An 18,789-nucleotide genomic window follows, 5' to 3' on the forward strand; every position below is an offset into this window, starting at 1 on the left:
ATGCTGCTCCCTCTGCCGCCAAGCGCCGATGGACAAGCGGCCCGCCATCATGTCTAACCCATGCCGACATGGCGCCTTTCGATCCCCCTCTCCCCGGGCCCGGCAAGCTGCACCCGCTCGCCTGGCGCGACTGGGCAACGCCCGAGCGCAGCATCTCGAGCGCGCCGCGCCAGATCCGCGGCGCGATCATCCAGCGCTGGGAGAAGAGCGCGCGGCGCATGGTGCAGCCGCCGCTCGATCATCACTATCTGGTCGTCCACCTCGGCGGGGCCAAGCGCATCACCCGCCGCCGCCGCACCGAGACGCTGGTGCGCGAGACCCAGGACCGGGCGCTTTCGGCGATCGAGGCGGGCAGCTCCTACAGCTGGATGACCGAAGGGCCGATCGCCTTCGGTCACATCTATCTCGAGCCCGGCTACTACGCCCAGACCATCGCCGAACAGTTCGAGTGCGATCCCGGCAAGGTCGAGCTGCAGGAAGTCTTCGGCGAGTTCGACCCGCTGCTGAGCCGCCTGCTGACCGCGCTGGTGCGCGCCTCGGAATGCGACGATCTGGCGGTGATGGAGCAGGAATACCAGCTCGAAGCGGCGCTCCACCGGCTGTTCGAACGCCAGAGCGCGGCGTCCGCGAAGGACAACAAGATCATCATCTCGCCCGCCAGCGTGGCGCGGGTGCGCGACTATATCGGCGAGAATCTGCGCGAGCCGATTGCGCTCGACGATCTGGCGGGGCTGGCCGGATACAGCCGCTTCCACTTCGCCCGCGGTTTTCGCGCGGCGACGGGCCTGCCGCCCTATGCCTATATCCTGCGCGCGCGGATCGCGCTGGCGTGCCGGCTGCTCGACGAGGCGCGCCTGCCGGTGCAGGCGGTGGGGGACGCGGCAGGCTTTGCCTCGCACCCCCAGTTCGCCAGTCGCTTCCGCCAGCTGACGGGAATTTCCCCCAGCGCCTATCGCAGGATCATGCGCTGAGGGAAATTTCTCCTCGCTAGAAGCCCTGCACCAGCTGCACGGTGAAGCCTTCGTTGAAGAAGCTGGAGGAATTGGCCAGCGGAATCTCGATCCCTGCGAGCAGGAACAGGTTCCCGCCCAGATGGGTGCGCATCCCGGGCGTGATCGACACGAAGGTCGGGCCGTTGTCGAACTCGCGCCATGTGCTCGCCACATACCACGTGAGATCGCCGATCGGGGCCCTGTCGTGGTCGGTGACGGTCTGGCCGATCGCGGCGTTGAGGATGAAACTCTCGGGCACGCCGCTGTCGGGGAACTCGTAGGCGACCCGCCCGCGGAACGAGAACCCGCCGCCCACGTCGGTGAACAGGTTGAGCTGCGGCTGCGCGGCGAAAATCTCGTTGCCGAAGCTGGACGAGCCGGTCGGCAGGCGCCAGCCGACCCCGGCATTGAGCGAGACATTGCGCTTCTCGACCAGCATGAGCTGGGTGTTCAGCGTGATGTCGCCGAAGTCCGATGACCCGCCGAGATCCTGATAGAAGGGCACCTCGACGCCCGCCCACAGGCGGCGGGTGAAGGGGTAGTGCAACCGCGCGAGGCCCTGGTGGAAGTCGGCGCCGTCGCCATCGACATAGGTGTAGGCGAGGTGGGCTTCGCGGGTGAAGAAGCCGTCCGCCGTGCCGAGCCAGCCCTGGCGCGGGGCGCCGCTCTCGCCATTGGGCACGGGCACCCACTTGGCGAACAGCTCCTGCCCGAAGGGTTCCGAGCCGAGCGGGGTCCAGCCGCCGAGGTCTTCGCCGTCCTGCGCGGCAGCGGCGGCCGCAGCGACCGCCACGGGATTGATTGCCTGCGGGGCCGCGGCGGCTTCCATTGCGGCGGCATCGGCAGCAGCGGCAGCGCTGGTCGAGGTCAGCATGATCGGCGCGCGCGGGGCGCCGCCGGGCTCTGGCGTCTCGTTTCCGGCGGCCAATGCCGGGGCGGCGAATGCGGTGCAGGCCGCTCCGGCGGCGAGCAGCAGGCGGAGGGAGAGGACATTGCGCGACATTATCGGGGCTCCTTGGAAGTGTCCGGGGAGCCACCCATGCGCCCTGCCGGGGCGTGCTTCTTGTCAGAAAGGCGAGCGCTTTTTCCATAAAGCGCGTGATCAGGCAGGTGGCGCAAACAGCGCTGCGCCGCTGTGACACAATGGTCACAGCGGCGTACGCAAGCTAATGTAATAGCGTGATTATATGAGAAATCGCCAGACGCCGCGCGGCACCCTCAGGCGCGCACCGCGCGGCGGTAACGGCCCGGCGAGATGCCGACCTCGCGGCTGAAGGCGGCGGTGAAATGCGCCTGGTTGGCAAAGCCGCATTCGAGCGCCAGCTCGGCCAGCGGCATGGCGTTGTCGGACAGCAATTGTCGCGCCCGTTCGAGCCGCCGCGCGCGTAGGAAATGGTAGGGCGTCTCGCCCGTCGCCAGCTTGAACACGCGCAGGAAGTGGTTCGCCGAGAGCCCCGCCGCGCGGGCGAGATCGTCGAGCCCGATGCTCTCCTGGAGGTTCGCCTCGATGAAGTCGATCACCCGCTTTAGCTTGGGCGGCGAGAGGTAGATCCGCTCCGCCGGTTCGGCCGAGGGCAGCGCGTCGTTGCTGACCAGCAGGCCCGCGATCGCGCGCAGCAGCCCGTCGATCATCAGCCGCGAGCCGAGGCTCGGGCGGCGCAACTCGCTTTCGATCAGGCCCAGCAGATGCGCCACGCGCGGCAGGTGCCGGCCGACAATCGGAGCGAGCGCATCGGCTCCCTTGCCCTTGCCCTCGCTCTCCAGCAGCGAGGCGATCAGCCCTGGACGCATGTAGAGCACGAAGGAACCGGCCTGCGCGTCGAACTGCATCCGGCTGTCGGCACCGGCGGGGATGAAGCAGCACAGGTCGCGGTGCAGGGCGAGGCTCTTGTGGGAGCCGCAGAAGTCGATGCCGAAAGAGCCCGATCCATTGCGGTTGACGATCAGCGCGTCCCAGTCGTCAGCCTCGGGCGCATCGGCCACCAGCTCGACCTTGCCGTGCGCGATCGTGCGGTGATGGCGCATCGCCACCATGGGCAGCGAGCCGGTGTCGAACAGGGTGACATCGGGCTGGTCCGACCAGTGGATGTGGCGGAAGAAGCCGGCTTCGCTGCTCGTACCGACGTGAAAGCTCGGTCCCTCACCCAGTGCCATCATCGTGCTCCCAAAGCTGGCGATGCAAAGTGTCCGATCCCTGAGACAGGGCAATCATACGTCTGGATATGACAGTTTGACAGGCGGATCGGGCCGGAGCGTGACAAAAGCGCAAGATATCGAAAGCGCCGCAGCATCGTTAGCCGGGTTAGCCGGATGCTGGAATTTCCGTGACTTACTGGAGGACGCCGTAGTCGTCCTCGTCCATTCTCAAGGACATGGCCGGCCTTATGTCGACCGTCGCCAGCCCCGCCGCAACCAGCGGCAATTCGGCGACCGCAGCGCGCATTTCCTCGGGCGTCTGGATGCACAAGAGGGTCAGCTCGTCACGCTCCGTGCTGGCGAGCGCAAGGATGAAACGGCCCATTTTCGCCCATTCGAGCAAGGCGTCATACTCGGCGCTGCGGTAGAAGCTGACCTCGTCGGTGACCGCTGCCGGCGCGATCCGCAAGGTGACGAGCGTGATCGCCATGTTCGGCGCAAGCAGCCCTTTGGGGCGCCCGGAAAACCACTCGATCCACCTCAGCCAGGGCATAGACGGGGATACCTTTCGTGACCGGCCCTACGCCCCGATCTGCTTGGACGGCTTTCGAAATCTTGCGCTGTGTTGCCCGTGCGTGTGACGCCCCCGCGTGTCAATCGCCCATGACAGCGAGAAACCGAAAAACCCGAACCATCGCGAAAGAAGCGAACGGCGGCAAAGCGCATCAGTGGCCCTGCGGCGATCGGCAGGCGCCCCTTCCTGCCGGACCACAAGGAGCAAGTAATGCGCAAATCCAGAAACGCGATGATGGCGGCGGGGGCAGTCCTGGCCCTTGCTCTGCCTTCGGTCGGCCATGCCGATGTTGTCGTGCGCGGCAAGGAAGGAGCCCCGCTCGACGAGATCCGCGAGGCGCCGGCATCGATCTACAACGATCTGCGGACCATCGTGGCGCAGCCCTCGCCCTCGGAAGTCGATCCCAAGCTGCTGGGGCCGGTGCTGCTCAACAAGTCGGCGCATATCGACATGGAGAAGGGCACGGCGACCTTGCCGCTGCGCCGCGGCCGGCTGGCGAATGGCACACCCGTGTGGTTCATCCTCACCGACGCGACCGACCAGAACATCGCCGAGCTTCAGGGTCTCGCCTATTCACCCAAGCTCGCCTTCGCGCTGACCGGCAAGGGCACCCGCAAGGCGACGATCGACAAGGACGGCACCTTCGTCTTCACCAGCGGCAGCGTCGACTTCAAGCCCGCGCTCTCGATCACCCCTGGGCCGGCCAACGCCCCCTTCCCGCCCAAGGCGTTCCAGCCCGGATCGGTGGGTGACGCCGACTACACCCCGCTGGTCTATGTCGAGAACTCGGCCAAGGCGCTGCTCTACAACGCCCCTGTGGTGAGCCAGGCGAGCGAGGCCGAACTCAACGCCATGTGCGATGGCAAGGTCGATTACAGCAAGGTTCACGACAAGGTCGCCCGCATCTGTCCGCGTGACGGGACGGTGACCATCAAGCTCACCCTGGGCTTCACCTTCGACAAGCCGATCTTCTACATCTCGACCGAAGCCAACGACCCGCTGGTCGCCAGCCTCGAGAACGCCACCTACACCCCGGCGATGAAGGACCTGCCCTTCGCGCTGGAAGACGCCTCGCCCGGCGAAAGCGCCGAGCGGATCGTGGTGGTGGTCAACGGCCCGACCGGCAAGGACAACCCGCACCGTCAGGGCCTCGTCAGCGCGCTCTCGGGCGAGGGCGGCCCGCTCAACGTGCTCGGCGGCATCCCGACCATCAACCTCGACTATTCGCCGATGTGGCGGCTGTTCCCGGCGGTGTGGACCGACGAGGCGATCCAGAAGGGCTACCGCTACCGCATCACCAGCGCGCTGCAGGCGGCCGAGATGTCGACCCGCGGCTACTTGAAGAGCCTCGACGGCGGCGATTTCCGCGCGGTCGGCTTCGTGGTGAACTGCCCGGTGGTCTACCGGATCAACTGAGGGGGTGACTGCTCCGGTCCCCTAGGGTCATGCGTTGCCCCCTCCTGCATGACCCTACCTTCGCGCCGGGAAGGAAGGCACACCCCTTCCCGGCGCGTCCCTTTTCGAGGGGGCACATAGCCGCGAGGCAACTCCGATGCGCAGAACCCATGCTCTGGTTCCCTTGACGGCACCCTGCTTCGCGCTGTTCGTGGCGGCCCCGGCCTTCGCTGACGAGGGAGTGGACCCCGTCGCGATCGGCCTAGCCGCAGAATCGGGCGGCCTGCGCGAACTCACGACCGACCGGCCGGATGTCACCGAAAGCCCCTTCACCGTCGATGCGGGGCATATCCAGATCGAGACGACGCTGCTGGGCTACACCCGCTCGCGCCGCGATGCTTCGGGGCTTGCAGCTGACACCTATGAATTCGCCACCAGCAACCTGCGCATCGGCTTGACCGACCGGCTCGAGGTGGATGTGGTCTGGCAACCCTATGGCATTGCCGACCGGCGCGGGGGCGGCCCGGTCTCGCGCGGGATAGGCAGCGTCGATTTGCGGGCGAAGCTCAACCTGTGGGGCAATGACGGGCCTGCCGCGCCGGGCGACACCGCGCTCGCCTTGCTCCCCTATGTCACCCTGCCGACGAACCGCGACAACGGCATAGGGGATGGCGAGGTCGCTTTCGGGCTGATCGTCCCGCTGGCGATCGAGCTCGGCGACGGGTTCGGCCTCGGGCTCAATGCCGCGGCCAACTTCACCCGCGCCCCGGACGATCCGACCTATGACGCCGCGGTGCTGACCTCGGCCTCGCTCAGCTATGCCTGGACCGACCGCCTCGGTACCTATGCCGAAGCGGTGTGGGAGTTCAGCCGCGCCCAAGGGGAGGGTGATGTGGTCACCCTCGACACGGGCGTCACCTACGCGCTTGGGGAGAACTGGCAGCTCGACGCCGGGATCAACATCGGCGCGACCCGCGCGGCCGACACGATCGCCCCGTTCATCGGCATTTCGGCGCGCTTTTGATCATCCCCTCCTACCGATCGCGTAGCGAGTGCTACAAATTGCTTGCAGGCAATGTAGCATATGCTACAAATGCGCAATATTTCGAAAGCCCGCCCGTTCCTCCGGTCCGAAACTGGGGGCGGGGTCGCGAGTGCGAAAGGGAAGGGGATCGTCTCGGATGACCGGGATCGGGGAAGGGCAGCACACCCGCACGGGCTATCAGGCGATCGATGTCGTCGCCTACCGGCACGCGCCGGCTGCCCTGTCGCTCGCCGCCGCCCCGCGCGACGTTATGCTCTACCGGATCGTCGATTACGGCCCCTCGCGCGTCACCAGCGCCGACCGGCCGGCGGACGATAACGAGCTGCTGCTGCTCACCCGCGGATCGGGCCGCCCGGCCTATGGCTGCATGGCCGGTCACCGCTACACCGTCGCCCCGAACCGCGAGCTGCGCGCCAGCTTCGTGCCGAGCGGAGCGGATTCGCAGATCGAGTTCGGCACCTCGGCCAAGAGCGTCAATCTGGTCTTCCCCAAGGGGTTCTTGGGCAGCCTGATCGAGGACCGCGGCGGGCGCGCATCGGCGCCGCTGCTGTTCAGCGACAATACCGCGCTGATCGGGCTCATCAGCCTGATCGAGCTCGAGCTGTTCCGCCCCGGCCTTGCCACCGATCTCGTCGCCGAGCAGGCGATGCGCTCGATGGCGCTGATCCTCTCGGGCATCGATCCCAACGGCTTTCTTGCCGAAAGCGAGCGGATCAGCCTGCCGCCCGTGCGCTTGAAGCGGGTGATCGATTTCATCGAGGCCAACCTTGCCGAGCCGCTGACGCTCGACCTGCTCGCCCATGTCGCGGGGCTTTCGGTGTTCCACTTCGCGCGGGTGTTCCGGCAGGCGACGGGCGTCAGCCCCTATCGCTATGTCAGCGAGCGGCGGCTGCTGCGCGCCCAGCGCCTGCTGATGTCGCCCGAACTGTCGGTGCACGAGGTGGCGCTGGCCTGCGGCTTTGCCCGCCACGCCAATTTCAGCGCCGCCTTCGCCCGCGCGCGAGGCATGTCGCCGAGCGCCTTCCGCGCCTATTTCGCGCTGTAGGCCGACACGCCAGAGCATTCCCGTTCGACGCCGGTTCATGCTAGTGGCGCTCAAGTACCCCCGCCGCATGCCTGCCTGCAACCGCCGAACGATCAGCCCATGGCCCCCACCACCCCGCTCGAAGAGGCCTACCTCGCGCACCGCGAGCGGTTGCTGCGCTTCCTGCGCGCGCGCGGCGGCGGGGAGGCGGCGGAGGATCTGCTGCAGGAGCTGTGGCTGCGCCTCGCCGCCGCGCCCTATCCCGCCGCGGCCTCGGGACTCGGCTACATGATGCGCGCGGCCGACCGCTTGATGATCGACCGCTACCGCTCCGAGCGTCAGGCAACCTTGCGCGACAAGGCCTGGGCCGAGGCGCAGCCGGGCATGGTCGACGGCATCGCGCCCGCCCCCGGCCCCGAACGCGATCTCGCCGCGCGGCAGGAGGTGGCGCGGGTCGAGCGGGCGCTCGCCGAACTGGGCCCGCGTGTCGCCGCGATCCTGCGCCGCCACCGCATCGACGGCCTCACCCAGCGCGAAATCGCCGCCGAATTCGGGGTGAGCCTCAGCACGGTCGAGAGCGATCTGCGCCGCGCCTACGCCAGAATCGTCGCAATCCGGGAGGAGGGGAAATGAGGTATTGGCCTTCCGTCTCCGTCTTGCAGGCAGGAGAACCTGTCCGATGACCACTGACCAGCCGATCCGCGATGCTGCCCTTGCCTGGGCCATGGCGACACGCGCGCCCGATTTCGCGGACTGGGACGGCTTTGCCGCCTGGCTCGAAGCGGACTCCGCGCACGCGGCGGCCTATGACGCCGTGCAATATGCGCTGGAAGAGGCCGACGCAGTGCTGGCGGCATTTCCGGAGCCCGAAGCCGCTCCCGAACCCGCCAACGACAATCCCTCCGGCTGGCTCGCCGGACGGCGCGGCTGGCTGGGCGGGGCGATCGCCGCCTCGCTGGTCGTCGCGCTGACCTCGGTCATGTGGTTCGCGCCCGGCGGCGAGACGCTCTACCGCACCACGCCCGGTAAGACCCGGGTGATCGCGCTCGCCGACGGCAGCACGGTCGAACTTGGCGGCGGCAGCACGCTGGCGCTGGAGGGCGAGCGCGCCGCGCGGCTTGAAGGCGGGCAGGCGCTGTTCACCATCCGCCACGATGAAGCCAATCCCTTCGTCCTCACCGCGGGCGGCGAACGGCTGGTCGATGCCGGCACGGTGTTCGACGTGCGGCTGGCGGGCGAGACGCTCGATGTCGCGGTGGCCGAGGGCGCGGTGATCGTCGACCCCAAGGGTCAGGCGATCCGCCTCGATCCCGGCGAGCGCGCGGTGCGCGAGGGCGGGCGCTTCCGTCTCGCCGATGTCGACAGCGAGGCCGTGGGCGAATGGCGGCGCGGACGGATCAGCTTCGACGGGGCGAGCCTCGCCGAAATCGCCGCCGAGCTCACCCGCGCGACCGGCACGCGCTTCACCAGCGCCGATACCGCGACGCGCCTGTCGGGCAGCATCGCGATGGATGCGGTGCGCGCCGATCCTGAGGCGCTGGAACCGCTGCTGGGCGTGCGGATCACGCGCTCGGACGATGGCTGGATGATCGCCGCGCGCTAGCGGCTAGAGCCCAACTGCCATGAGACCGCTCGCCCCCCTCGTCGCCATCGCCGCGCTCGCCGCAGCCTCGCCGCTGGCGGCGCGCAGCGTCGAGCTGGCGATCCCGGCGGGCACGGTGTCCGAGGTTGCGATCGCGCTCGCACGGGCGACGGGGGCGAGCATCGTCATCGCCGATCCCGCCCTGGGGCGCACCCGTATCGGCGCCATCAAGGGCCGGATGGGCGCGGAGGCGGCCGTCCGCAAGCTCGCGCGCGCGGGCGGGATGGAGGCGGTGCGTGTTGGCCCCAATGCCTGGCGGCTGGTCGCCGCGCCGCGCCGCTCGGTCTCGCGCCCGCGCCCGGAGCGACAGCCGCGCGTGGTCCCGGTTGCCGCGACCGTCAGCAAGCCCCCTGCCGAGGCCGAGGGCCCCCCGATCATCGTCACCGCCACCAAGCGCGACCTTACTTATGCCGAAACCCCGGGGCAGGTGACGCTGCTCGACGGCGCGCGGCTCGAAGCGGGCGGGATCGGCGGCACCGAGAAGATCATGCAGCGCGCGGCCACCGTCAGCTCGACCTATCTCGGCAGCGGGCGCAACAAGCTGTTCATCCGCGGCATCGCGGATTCGAGCTTCACCGGGCCGACGCAGGCGACCGTGGGACAGTATTTCGGCGACCTGCGCCTGTCCTACAACGCCCCCGACCCCGATCTGCGCCTGTCCGACATGGAGCGGGTCGAGATCCTCGAAGGCCCGCAGGGCACGCTCTACGGCGCGGGCTCGCTCGGCGGGATCATCCGCCTCGTTCCGCGCGCGCCGGAGCCGGGCGAGACCAGCCTTACCCTGTCGGGCGGCGCGAGCGCCATCGCGCGGGGCGAGCCGGGCGGCGATGCCCATGCGACCATGAACCTGCCGCTGGCGGGCGAGACCGCGACGCTGCGCCTCAACCTCGATGCCGCGACGCTGGGCGGCTATATCGACAAGCCCGCGATCGGCCGGCGCGATGTCAACCGCACCGCGATCCTCTCGGGCCGCGCGGCGCTCCGGCTTGACCTCGCGCCCGATTTGCAGGCGGACGTGATCCTGCTCGGACAGGACACCCGCGCCGACGACAGCCAATATGCCGACCGCAATGGCGCCCGCCGCCTCGAAAGCTCGGCCGCGGTGACCGAGGGCTCGGCGGCGCAATACGGGCAGGCCCAGCTGGTGGTGAGCGGGCGGATCGGCGAGGTGCGCATCAAGTCCTCGACCGGGATCGGCGCGCAGGATCTCACCGAACGCTACGATGCGACCGCCCCCGGCGGCCCACCGCGCCTGTTCCGCCAGCGCAACCAGATGCGCATGATCGCCAACGAGACGCGGATCTGGCAGCCGGTGGGCGAGCAGGGTTTCGGCTGGGTGCTGGGCACCAGCATCATCGACAACCGCAACACCGTCACCCGCAGGCTGGGCGACGTAGGCGAGGCGGCTGCGGTGGTGGGCATTGCCGAAAGCCTTGCCGTCACCAGCGACGCCCGCGCGCTGATCGCCGCGATCCCCACCGCCACCGGCGTGCGCAACACCGTATTCGAGATCACCGGCTATGGCGAGGCGAGCTACCGCGTGCTCCCGCGCCTGACGCTGGCGGCGGGCCTCAGGGTCACGCAGGTCGAGCTGGGCGGAGCGGGCGAGGACGTCCTGCCCGCCTTTGCGCTTGCCGCACAGGCCCGCGCGATCACCGCCGAGCGGCGCGAGACGGCCTACCTGCCCTCAGCCTCGGCGCTGCTCGACATCGGCGAGCGCGGCCGCGCCTATGTCCGCTATCAGGAGGGCTTCCGTCCCGGCGGCCTCGCGGTGTCGGGCGATTTCGTGCGCCAGTTCCGCTCCGACCATGCGCGCACGGTGGAATTGGGCGGCGGCTGGGGCGAGCCGGGGCGCGGGGATTTCGACCTCTCGGCGAGTTTTTCCTACACCCGCTGGCGTGACATCCAGGCCGATTTCATCGACGTCGGCGGGCTGCCGTCGACCGCCAATATCGGCAATGGCGATCTGTGGTCGGCGAGCGTCTCGGGCTCGGTCCGCATCGCCCCGGGCCTGCGCGCCGAGGCGGGGGCGACCTTCAACGACAGCCGGGTCGACGAGCCGGTATTCTTTGCGCCGACCACCGTCTCGCTCGCGGGCTTCGACGTCGTCGCCCCCGCCGGAGCCGATGCAAGCGCACGCTTCCTCGCCGCGCCGCGCCTCACGCGCATCCCCAACATCGCGCGCTTTTCAGGGCGGGCGGGGCTGCAATGGCGGCGCGAATTCGCCAATGGCACCGCGCTCTCGGCCGATGCCTGGGTGAGCTATGTCGGCAAGTCCCGCCTCGGGATCGGGCCGGAACTGGGCGACCTGCAAGGCGATTACCTCGACAGCGGGGCGATCATCCGTTGGGGCCGCGAGAATGCCGGCCTGACGCTCTCGGTCACCAATATCGCCGGCGAGGAAGGCAACCGCTTCGCGCTCGGCACCCCGTTTGCCACGGGCCGCGCGCAGATCACGCCGTTGCAACCGCGCACCATCCGCATCGGCTTCGACACCCGTTTCTGACTTTTTTCAAAATTCCATCAAGGCGAGGCCGCGCCGGCTCCGTCTCTTGGTCAAAAGGACCAGGAGAAACCCCTTGCTCAACCCCCGTCTGCTTTTCGCCGGAACCGCGCTCGCCACCATCGCCACGCCCTTCCTCGCCTCGAAGCTTTCCGCCCAGACCGTGATCAACACCGCGCGCACCACGCCGGTGATTACCTCAACGGTGAACGGCGGCCAGCCCGCCGACGTGCGGATCGAGACCGCCGGATCGGTCACTGTCACCAGCGGCACCGCGGTCACGGTCGACAGCAACAACTCGGTGAGCAACGCGGGCAACATCACGATCAGCAATGCCGACAATGCGACCGGTATTCTGGTGACGGGCGCCCGCACCGCCAACATCACCAACTCGGGCACGATCACCATCGACGAGACCTACACGCCGACCGACACCGACAATGACGGCGACCTTGATGGGCTGTTCGCGCTCGGCACCGGGCGCACCGCGATCCGCATCGATGGCCCGCTGACCGGCAACCTCGTCCACACCGGGACGATCGTGGTCGAGGGCAACAACTCGGCCGGCATCCGCGCCAGTGCGCCGATCACCGGGACGGTCACCATCGAGGGCAAGACCACCGTCACCGGCAACAACGGCGTCGGCGTCGCGCTCGCGGGCGCATCGGGCAATGTCCGGCTGGCGGGCGAGATCACTGTCCGCGGCGCCGGCTCGCAGGGCGCGGTGCTCGGCGGCGACTATGGCGGGGCTTTGCGCGTCCAGAGCGCGATCACCACGACCGGCTATCGCACCACCACCCTGCCCACCGACCCCTCGAAGCTCGATGCCGATGACCTGCTCCAAGGCGGCAGCGCGCTGGTGATCGAGGGCAACGTCGCGCGCGGCATCATCTTCGAGATCGCGCCGACCGACACCGTCGCGACCGACAATGACGAGGACAAGGACGGGATCGAGGACGCCAAGGAAGGCAATGCCCGCATCCTCGCCTACGGCGCGGCGCCCGCAGTGCAGATCGGCGGCACCTCCGACATCACGATCGGCGCGACGCAGGGCACGGCCAGCCAGTCCGGCATCGTCATGGCCGGTACGATCCTCGGTGACGGGGTCTATCAGGGCATCAACGCCACCGGCATGCGGATCGGCGGGCGCGGCGGGGATGTCGCGATTGCCAACGGGATCCAGATCAACGGCCAGATCGGCGGCGTCTCGCGCGGGGGCAATGCGACCGCAGTCGAGCTTGCCGCGGGCGCGTCCACGCCCGCGCTCAACAACGCCGGCACCATCGCCGCCACGGTGGGCGGCACCACCGGCACCGGCACGGCGACCGGCGTTCTGATCGGCGCGGACGCCTCGCTCCCCACCTTGCGCAATGCGCGCAGCATCACCGCGACCACGATCAAGGACGGCACGGCTTACGCGATCCGCGACTTGTCGGGCACGCTCGGCCTGATCGAGAACAGCGGCGCGATTTCAGCGAGCGGCGCGGATGCGACCGCGACCCGCAATATCGCGATCGACCTCTCGGCGCGCAGCGGCGACAGCATCGTGCGCCAGACCGCGGTCGCCGCCGGGGTGACCGCGCCGACCATCGCCGGCGACATCCGCTTTGGCGACGGTTCGGACCTGCTCGAGCTGCTCGACGGCGGCTTTGCCGGCAATGTCAGCTTCGGCGCGGGCACCAACCGGCTGCTGATGAGCGGCGATGCGGTGATGATCGGCAATGCCGATTTCGGCGGCGGGGCAGGGACGCTGAGCCTCGCGAACACTGCGTCCTTTGCGGGCAAGCTGCTCAATGCGCAGAACGTCGCGGTCACGCTCGGCGGCGGCACGCTCGCCTTGCAGGGGCCGACCACCATCGCCAGCCTTAATGTCGGCAACAACGGCGTGATCGGCGCCACGCTGGGCGGAGCGGCGGGCACCAGCACCGCGATCACTGTCACCGGCGCGGCCAGCTTCGGCACCGGCACCAAGATCGCCATCCGCCTCGCCGACATCAACACGGCGGTGGGCACCTACACCGTCATCTCCGCGGGCAGCCTGACCGGCGCGAGCAACCTCACCGCCGATTCCGCGCTGGTGCCGTTCCTCTACAAGGCAGCGCTTGCGGTGAGCGGCAACAACATCAACGTCGCGATCAGCCGCAAGGCGAACAACGAGCTCGGCCTCAATGCCTCGGAAGCCGCCGCCTTCGACGGGCTGTTCGCGGCCTTCTCCAAGGACACCAAGGTCGCCAACCTGTTCCTCGGCATCAACAATGCCGAGGTGTTCCAGGCCTATGTCGCCCAGACCCTGCCCGACCACGCGGGCGGCAGCTTCGAGGGCCTCAGCCAGGGCCTGCGCGCCTTCGACCGGCACTTCATGGACCCCAATTCCCCCTTCGACGAGGAAGGCAAGTTCCGGATCATCGCCGATTTCGCCAACTGGAACGTCGACAAGGACCGCGGGCAATCCGCCGCCTTCGACCTCTCGGGGTTGGGCTTCCGCGGCGGGGCGGAATATCTCACCAAGCTCGGCGCCTTCGGGGTGACCGGCAGCTGGATCTGGAACAAGTACAAGAACGGACCCTTCGACAACTCGGTCTTGTCCGACAGCTATGAGGTCGGCGCGCACTGGCGGGGCAAGTTCGGCCCGGTGATTGCCTTCGCGCGCGCGGGCGCGGGCAAGGCCGACTTCTCGGGCAGCCGCGTCTTCGCAGGCTCGGGCACCAATGCCGCCAACTACACCATCACCCGCGACTGGAAGGGCGACTTCGTCACTGCGACCGGCGGCGCCTCGATCGAGGGCGGCGGGCAGTTCTTCTTCTTCCGCCCCTCGGTGGTGATCGACTATCTGCGCCTCAAGGAAGACGGCTACACCGAGGCCGGCGGCGGCACGGCGCTGAACCTCACGGTCGAGGACCGGGCGAGCAAGGAAGTCGGCATCAGCGGCGCGCTGGCCGTGGGTGCGGACCTGTTCGGGATGCAGGCGCGCGACCGCGGCTGGCTCAGGATCGAGGGCGAGGGCGGCTGGCGCGAGCTGCTGACCAGCGATCTCGGCGCGACCCGCGCGCGCTACAACACCGGCACGCAGTTCACGCTCAACCCCGAAGGCCGCAGCGGCGGCTGGTTCGCCCGCGCGCGGGCGCTGGGCGGGGACGGCAGCTACAAGATCGCCGGCGAGGTCGGACTGGAAGAGCAGTTCGGCAATATCGGCTACAGTTTGCGTGCATCGATCCGCTTCGGCTTTTGATGCGCGCGGGTGCCGGTCGGCGTTGCCCCCCGCCTGTCCGACCGGCACCCAACCGCTAGCGCGCTGTCCCGGGCTGGCTCTGCACGTGCACCATGTAGTCGACGATGGCGTGCACCGCGGCATCGTCGATGGGGGCCTTGTAGAGCTTCTTCATCTTGCCGACGATCGACTCCCACTTCTCCCGCGGCACCCTGGGCTGCTGGAGCATGGTCGAGGGCGAGTGGCAGGCGGTGCAGTTTTCGATCACCGCATCGCGCCCGGGGCCCTCGGGCAGTTCCGCAGGGTCATCGGGCAGAGTGACGCTCGCATCGGCGAAGGCGACCTTTGCGGGGCTGTCGCAGCCGGCAAGGGCCAGCGCGAGGATCAGGGCTGGGGCGGCTCTCATTGCGCCCTCAGGGTGATGCGTTCGATGACGTTGCGGGCATAGCCCGAGGGGTTCCAGACCAGCGCCTCGGGCTGCACCGCGCCGTTCACGTTGCGGGCGCGCACGCCGATGCTCTCGAAGTCGCCTGCGACCTGCGGCAAGGTCACCGACCAGCGGCGGAAGGCATAGGGCCCGGCGTCCTCGGCCGCGAGGTCGCAGGGGATTTCCCAGCCCTTGCCGACCAGATCGACCCGCTCGAGCGCTGCGTCGCCGCCAAACGCGATCCCCTCCAGCACCAGCGGCTTGCCCAGCGCGACCACGTCGCCATCGGCATGGCTGGTGATGAAGCTGCGCGGCGGCATGGCGGTGATGGGGACCGTCGGAAAATCCTTGCTCTCGGGCGTGACCGGCTGCGCGGGCATGCGGTAGGTCTCGGCGACATAGTGGCTCTCGTCCTCGCCGGTCAGCACCTCGATGGTCGAGAGCATCTTGACCCAGTAGGTCGAGAACCACCCCGGCACCACGATCCGCAGGGGGAAGCCGTGGAGTATGGGGAGCGGCTCGTCGTTCATGCCCCAGGCGACCAGCACATCGTCGCGCATCGCCATGTCGAGCGGGATCGACTTGATGAACTGCGGCGCGCCATCGGTCAGCGGCACGTCGAGCCCGGCGAAGCGCACGCGGGTCGCGCCATCGCTCACGCCCGCCTTGGCGAGCACGTCCCTCAGGCGCACCCCGGTCCACTTGGCGCAGCCCATCGCGCCGTTGCCCCACTGGGTGCCCGTGACGCGCGGCTCGGAGAGGCCACGGCCGTTGCCGGCGCATTGATTGATGGCGACGACTTCAACCGTTTCGCCGGCACCCGCGATATCATCCAGCGTCAGCGACACCGGCTGCTTCACCGCACCGCCTACCGCAACCCGGTGCTCGGCCACCTTGACCTCGGTCGGGAAGGGCCAGTTCCAGCGAACGAACATCCGGTCGTTGGGGGTGATGATCCCTTCGCGGAACACCGCCATCGGGGTCTCGAGCAGCGGGGGGCGGATGCGCTGGACGATCATCTCGCCCTTGCCGGGGAAGGCGGGGGTGGTGGGCCTGAGGCTCGGCCCGCCGGGCAGGGCGAGGTCGATCATCCGGCCGCCCAGCTTCGCCAGCACCGGGGCAGCGAGCGCTGCCGTGCCCGCACCGGCAATCAGCGCGCGTCGGGAGAGCCGCGGGCCGCTCATGCCTTGACCCCTTCCAGCCGCCCGATCAGCGCGGCAATATCCGCCACCGCGAGGCCGTGAGCCGCGATCAGATCGCCGATATCGTCGATCCGCGCCATCTCGCCGTCGTCGCGCATGATCGAGCAGATGACCGCCGCATCGCCCGCTCCCGCCAGCCGCGCCAAGTCGATCGAGGCCTCGCAGGCCGAGGCCCGTTCGAGCACGCCCCCTGCGCGCGCGATCAGCGGGAAGACGTGGCCGGGGGAATGGATGTGCGAGGACGTCGCGCCCTCGGCAATCGCCACCCGCACCGTATGCGCGCGGTCGGCGGCGGAGATGCCGGTCGAAACGCCTTCCGCCGCTTCGATCGAGCGCGCGAAGGGCCGCCCGGTCTGGCGCGCCGTGCCGGGGTTGACCAACGACAGGCCCAGCTGCCCGGCCCGCTCCGGCGTTACCGCAAGGCAGATGAGGCCGCGGCCATGGGTGGCCATGAAATTGATCGCCTCGGGCGTGACGTGCTGCGCGGCGACCATCAGGTCGATGTCACCGCCGCGCAAGCGGTCGCCCGCGATGACGACGATCCGCCCTGCGGCAATCGCCTCGAGCGCCGCATCAAGCCCGGCGCTCATCACGCAAGGTTCCTTCCGGCAGCAAAGCTCTTCGCGCCGAGCACCACCTGCTTGCCGACCAGCTCGATCTGCCCGCGCGCGCGCTCGTCGAGGCATTCGCCGTCGGGGGAGAACATGCCCTGATAGGTGCGGATCGTCGCGCCCATCGGGGTCGGCCAGCCGCGCAGGGCATGGGTGATCGCGCGCATGGTGAGCAGGGTGCTCATCGAGGCCTGATCGCCAAAGGCCGTCGCAATCAGCCCGACCGCGCGGCCATCGAGATAGGGGCGTTCATCGCGCGCGAGGTCTTCAAGGTAATCGAGCGCGTTCTTGACCACGCCCGATATGGTGCCGTGATAGCCGGGGGCGGCCACCAGCAGGCCATCCGCCGCGCGCACCGCCTCGACCAGCTCCGCGCCCATCTGCGTCGTGTAGCCGGGGCCGCGATAGTGGGGGAGGGCGGCGCAATATTCGCCGCCGAACACCGTCACCTCGGCCCCCTCGCCCGCAGCGATGGTCCCGGCGAGGCGCAGCGCCTGTTCGGTCGAGGAGCCGGGATTGACCGTGCCGCCGAGGGCTACGATTCGGGTCATGGGGAAGGGGTCCTTTCAGCGAGATAGGCGGCCAGCGCAGCGGTCTGTTCGGGGGTGAAGTGCAGGCCCAGCTTGGTGCGGCGCCACAGGATGTCGTCGGCGGAACGCGCCCACTCACGCGCCACGAGGTGGTCCACTTCGGCGGCGGTCAGGCCGTGGCCGAAATCCTCGCCGAGATCGTCGCGGGTTGCGGCGTTTCCGAGGAAATCGAAGGCCGCCGTGCCGTAGAGCCGGATCAGCCGCTCGGCCTCGCGCGGGGAGAGGAAGGGGTAGCGCCGGCCAAGGTCGGCGATCTTCGCGCCCGCCTCGTCGCGTCCGAAATCGCCGCCGGGAAGGTATGCGCCGCCGGTCCAGTCCTTGCCTTCCAGCACGGGGAGAAACGGCGCGAGCTGCTCGACCGCCTCGGCGGCCAAGTGCCGGTAGGTGGTGATCTTGCCGCCGAACACCGACAGCAGCGGCGCGGTGCCGTCCGCCCCGCCGTCGATCTCGAAACGGTAGCCGCGCGTCGCCGCCTCGGGCTTGCCGGAGCCATCGTCGACCAGCGGGCGGACGCCGGAATAGGTCCAGACGACATCGGCAGGGGTGACGGGCTGGCGGAAATATTCCGAGGCGCCCTCGCACAGATAGGCGATCTCTTCCGCGCTGGCCCTGACCTCGTCGAGCCCCGCCTTGTGATCGACATCGGTGGTGCCGATCAGCGTGAAGTCGCGCTCGTAGGGGATGGCGAAGAAGATCCGCCCGTCTGGCAGCTGGAAGAAATAGGCGAAGTCGTGCTCGAACAGTTTCCTGACGACGATGTGCGAGCCGCGCACGAGGCGCATCTTTTGCGACGAAGGCTCGCCCGCGCGGCCGAGCAGGTCGAGCACGCGTGGCCCCGCCGCATTGACCACGGCGCGGGCGTGGAAGGTCTCGCCGCCGGCCTCGATGCGCCACGCGTCTCCCTCGCGGGCGAGCGCGGTTACTTCGCAGCGCGTGCGCACTTCGGCGCCCCGGTCGGCGGCATCGCGGGCGTTGAGCACCACCAGCCGTGCATCATCCACCCAGCCATCGGAATAGGCGAAGGCGCGGGTGTATTCGCTCTTCAGGGGTGCCCCCGCCGGGTGGCGCGTCAGATCGACACTCTCGGCGGCGGGCAGGCGTTTGCGGCCGCCGATATGGTCGTAGAGAAACAGCCCGAGCCTTAGCAGCCAGCGCGGGCGCAGGCCGGGGCGGTGGGGAAGGATGAAGCGCAGCGGCCAGATGATGTGCGGCGCGATCCCCCACAGCACCTCGCGCTCCGACAGGCTCTCGCGCACGAGGGCGAATTCGTAGTGCTCGAGGTAGCGAAGGCCGCCATGGATCAGCTTGGTCGAGTTGGACGAGGTGCCTTCAGCCAGATCGCCGCGTTCGAGCAGCAGCACCTTCGCCCCGCGTCCCGCCGCATCGCGCGCAATCCCGGCGCCGTTCACGCCGCCGCCGATCACCGCAAGGTCGAACATC

Annotated in this window: 16 protein-coding genes; 8 read left to right on the plus strand and 8 right to left on the minus strand. The window is 69.0% G+C overall.

Features of this window, described 5'->3' with window-relative positions; translation table 11 throughout:
- The first annotated feature begins 68 nt into the window (after positions 1-68).
- Complete coding sequence (locus tag PFX90_RS06795) at positions 69-971, plus strand: helix-turn-helix domain-containing protein (protein WP_285711622.1); 903 nt, start codon at positions 69-71, stop codon at positions 969-971.
- Positions 972-987: 16 nt separating this feature from the next.
- Here PFX90_RS06795 and PFX90_RS06800 read toward each other — a convergent pair whose 3' ends face one another.
- The 3 genes from PFX90_RS06800 to PFX90_RS06810 form a co-directional block, all read right to left on the minus strand.
- Positions 988-1,995, minus strand: coding sequence for a hypothetical protein (locus tag PFX90_RS06800; protein WP_285711623.1), 1,008 nt, complete (start codon positions 1,993-1,995; stop codon positions 988-990).
- 215 nt (positions 1,996-2,210) lie between these two features.
- Positions 2,211-3,149, minus strand: coding sequence for a helix-turn-helix domain-containing protein (locus tag PFX90_RS06805; protein WP_285711624.1), 939 nt, complete (start codon positions 3,147-3,149; stop codon positions 2,211-2,213).
- A 172-nt stretch (positions 3,150-3,321) separates the two neighbouring features.
- Positions 3,322-3,618, minus strand: coding sequence for a hypothetical protein (locus PFX90_RS06810; protein WP_285711625.1), 297 nt, complete (start codon positions 3,616-3,618; stop codon positions 3,322-3,324).
- A gap of 294 nt (positions 3,619-3,912) precedes the next feature.
- Between PFX90_RS06810 and PFX90_RS06815 the strand changes: the two genes are divergently transcribed.
- The 7 genes from PFX90_RS06815 to PFX90_RS06845 all read left to right on the plus strand — a co-directional run bounded on the left by PFX90_RS06815 (position 3,913) and on the right by PFX90_RS06845 (position 14,540).
- Complete coding sequence (locus PFX90_RS06815) at positions 3,913-5,118, plus strand: hypothetical protein (RefSeq protein WP_285711626.1); 1,206 nt, start codon at positions 3,913-3,915, stop codon at positions 5,116-5,118.
- A gap of 163 nt (positions 5,119-5,281) precedes the next feature.
- Positions 5,282-6,121, plus strand: a complete 840-nt coding sequence (locus PFX90_RS06820) for a transporter (protein WP_285711627.1) — start codon at positions 5,282-5,284, stop codon at positions 6,119-6,121.
- Positions 6,122-6,278: 157 nt separating this feature from the next.
- Positions 6,279-7,187: a helix-turn-helix domain-containing protein gene (locus PFX90_RS06825; protein WP_285711628.1), complete on the plus strand. Its 909-nt coding sequence runs from the start codon at positions 6,279-6,281 to the stop codon at positions 7,185-7,187.
- A 99-nt stretch (positions 7,188-7,286) separates the two neighbouring features.
- Positions 7,287-7,799, plus strand: coding sequence for an RNA polymerase sigma factor (locus PFX90_RS06830; RefSeq protein WP_285711629.1), 513 nt, complete (start codon positions 7,287-7,289; stop codon positions 7,797-7,799).
- 46 nt (positions 7,800-7,845) lie between these two features.
- Complete coding sequence (locus tag PFX90_RS06835) at positions 7,846-8,769, plus strand: FecR family protein (protein WP_285711630.1); 924 nt, start codon at positions 7,846-7,848, stop codon at positions 8,767-8,769.
- A 19-nt stretch (positions 8,770-8,788) separates the two neighbouring features.
- Positions 8,789-11,314, plus strand: coding sequence for a TonB-dependent receptor (locus PFX90_RS06840; RefSeq protein ID WP_285711631.1), 2,526 nt, complete (start codon positions 8,789-8,791; stop codon positions 11,312-11,314).
- Between the two features lie 73 nt (positions 11,315-11,387).
- Positions 11,388-14,540: an autotransporter domain-containing protein gene (locus PFX90_RS06845; protein ID WP_285711632.1), complete on the plus strand. Its 3,153-nt coding sequence runs from the start codon at positions 11,388-11,390 to the stop codon at positions 14,538-14,540.
- 55 nt (positions 14,541-14,595) lie between these two features.
- Here the strand turns inward: PFX90_RS06845 and PFX90_RS06850 are convergent, their stop codons facing one another.
- The 5 genes from PFX90_RS06850 to PFX90_RS06870 are packed head-to-tail and all read right to left on the minus strand — an operon-like array spanning position 14,596 to position 18,788.
- Positions 14,596-14,925 (minus strand): cytochrome c, encoded by a 330-nt coding sequence (locus tag PFX90_RS06850; protein ID WP_285711633.1) that lies wholly within the window; start codon positions 14,923-14,925, stop codon positions 14,596-14,598.
- Complete coding sequence (locus PFX90_RS06855) at positions 14,922-16,130, minus strand: molybdopterin-dependent oxidoreductase (protein WP_285711634.1); 1,209 nt, start codon at positions 16,128-16,130, stop codon at positions 14,922-14,924. Before PFX90_RS06855 ends, PFX90_RS06850 begins: the two co-directional genes overlap by 4 nt.
- Positions 16,127-16,738, minus strand: coding sequence for a 3,4-dihydroxy-2-butanone-4-phosphate synthase (ribB, locus tag PFX90_RS06860; RefSeq protein ID WP_285711635.1), 612 nt, complete (start codon positions 16,736-16,738; stop codon positions 16,127-16,129). Before ribB ends, PFX90_RS06855 begins: the two co-directional genes overlap by 4 nt.
- A complete protein-coding gene (locus tag PFX90_RS06865) occupies positions 16,738-17,310 on the minus strand; it encodes an NADPH-dependent FMN reductase (RefSeq protein ID WP_285711636.1) in 573 nt (190 codons plus the stop codon). Before PFX90_RS06865 ends, ribB begins: the two co-directional genes overlap by 1 nt.
- A complete protein-coding gene (locus tag PFX90_RS06870) occupies positions 17,307-18,788 on the minus strand; it encodes a glycerol-3-phosphate dehydrogenase (RefSeq protein WP_285712047.1) in 1,482 nt (493 codons plus the stop codon). The genes PFX90_RS06865 and PFX90_RS06870 overlap by 4 nt, the downstream gene beginning before the upstream one ends.
- Position 18,789 lies beyond the last annotated feature (1 nt).

Source organism: Erythrobacter oryzae (assembly GCF_030271515.1).
GTDB classification, from domain to species: domain Bacteria; phylum Pseudomonadota; class Alphaproteobacteria; order Sphingomonadales; family Sphingomonadaceae; genus Erythrobacter; species Erythrobacter oryzae.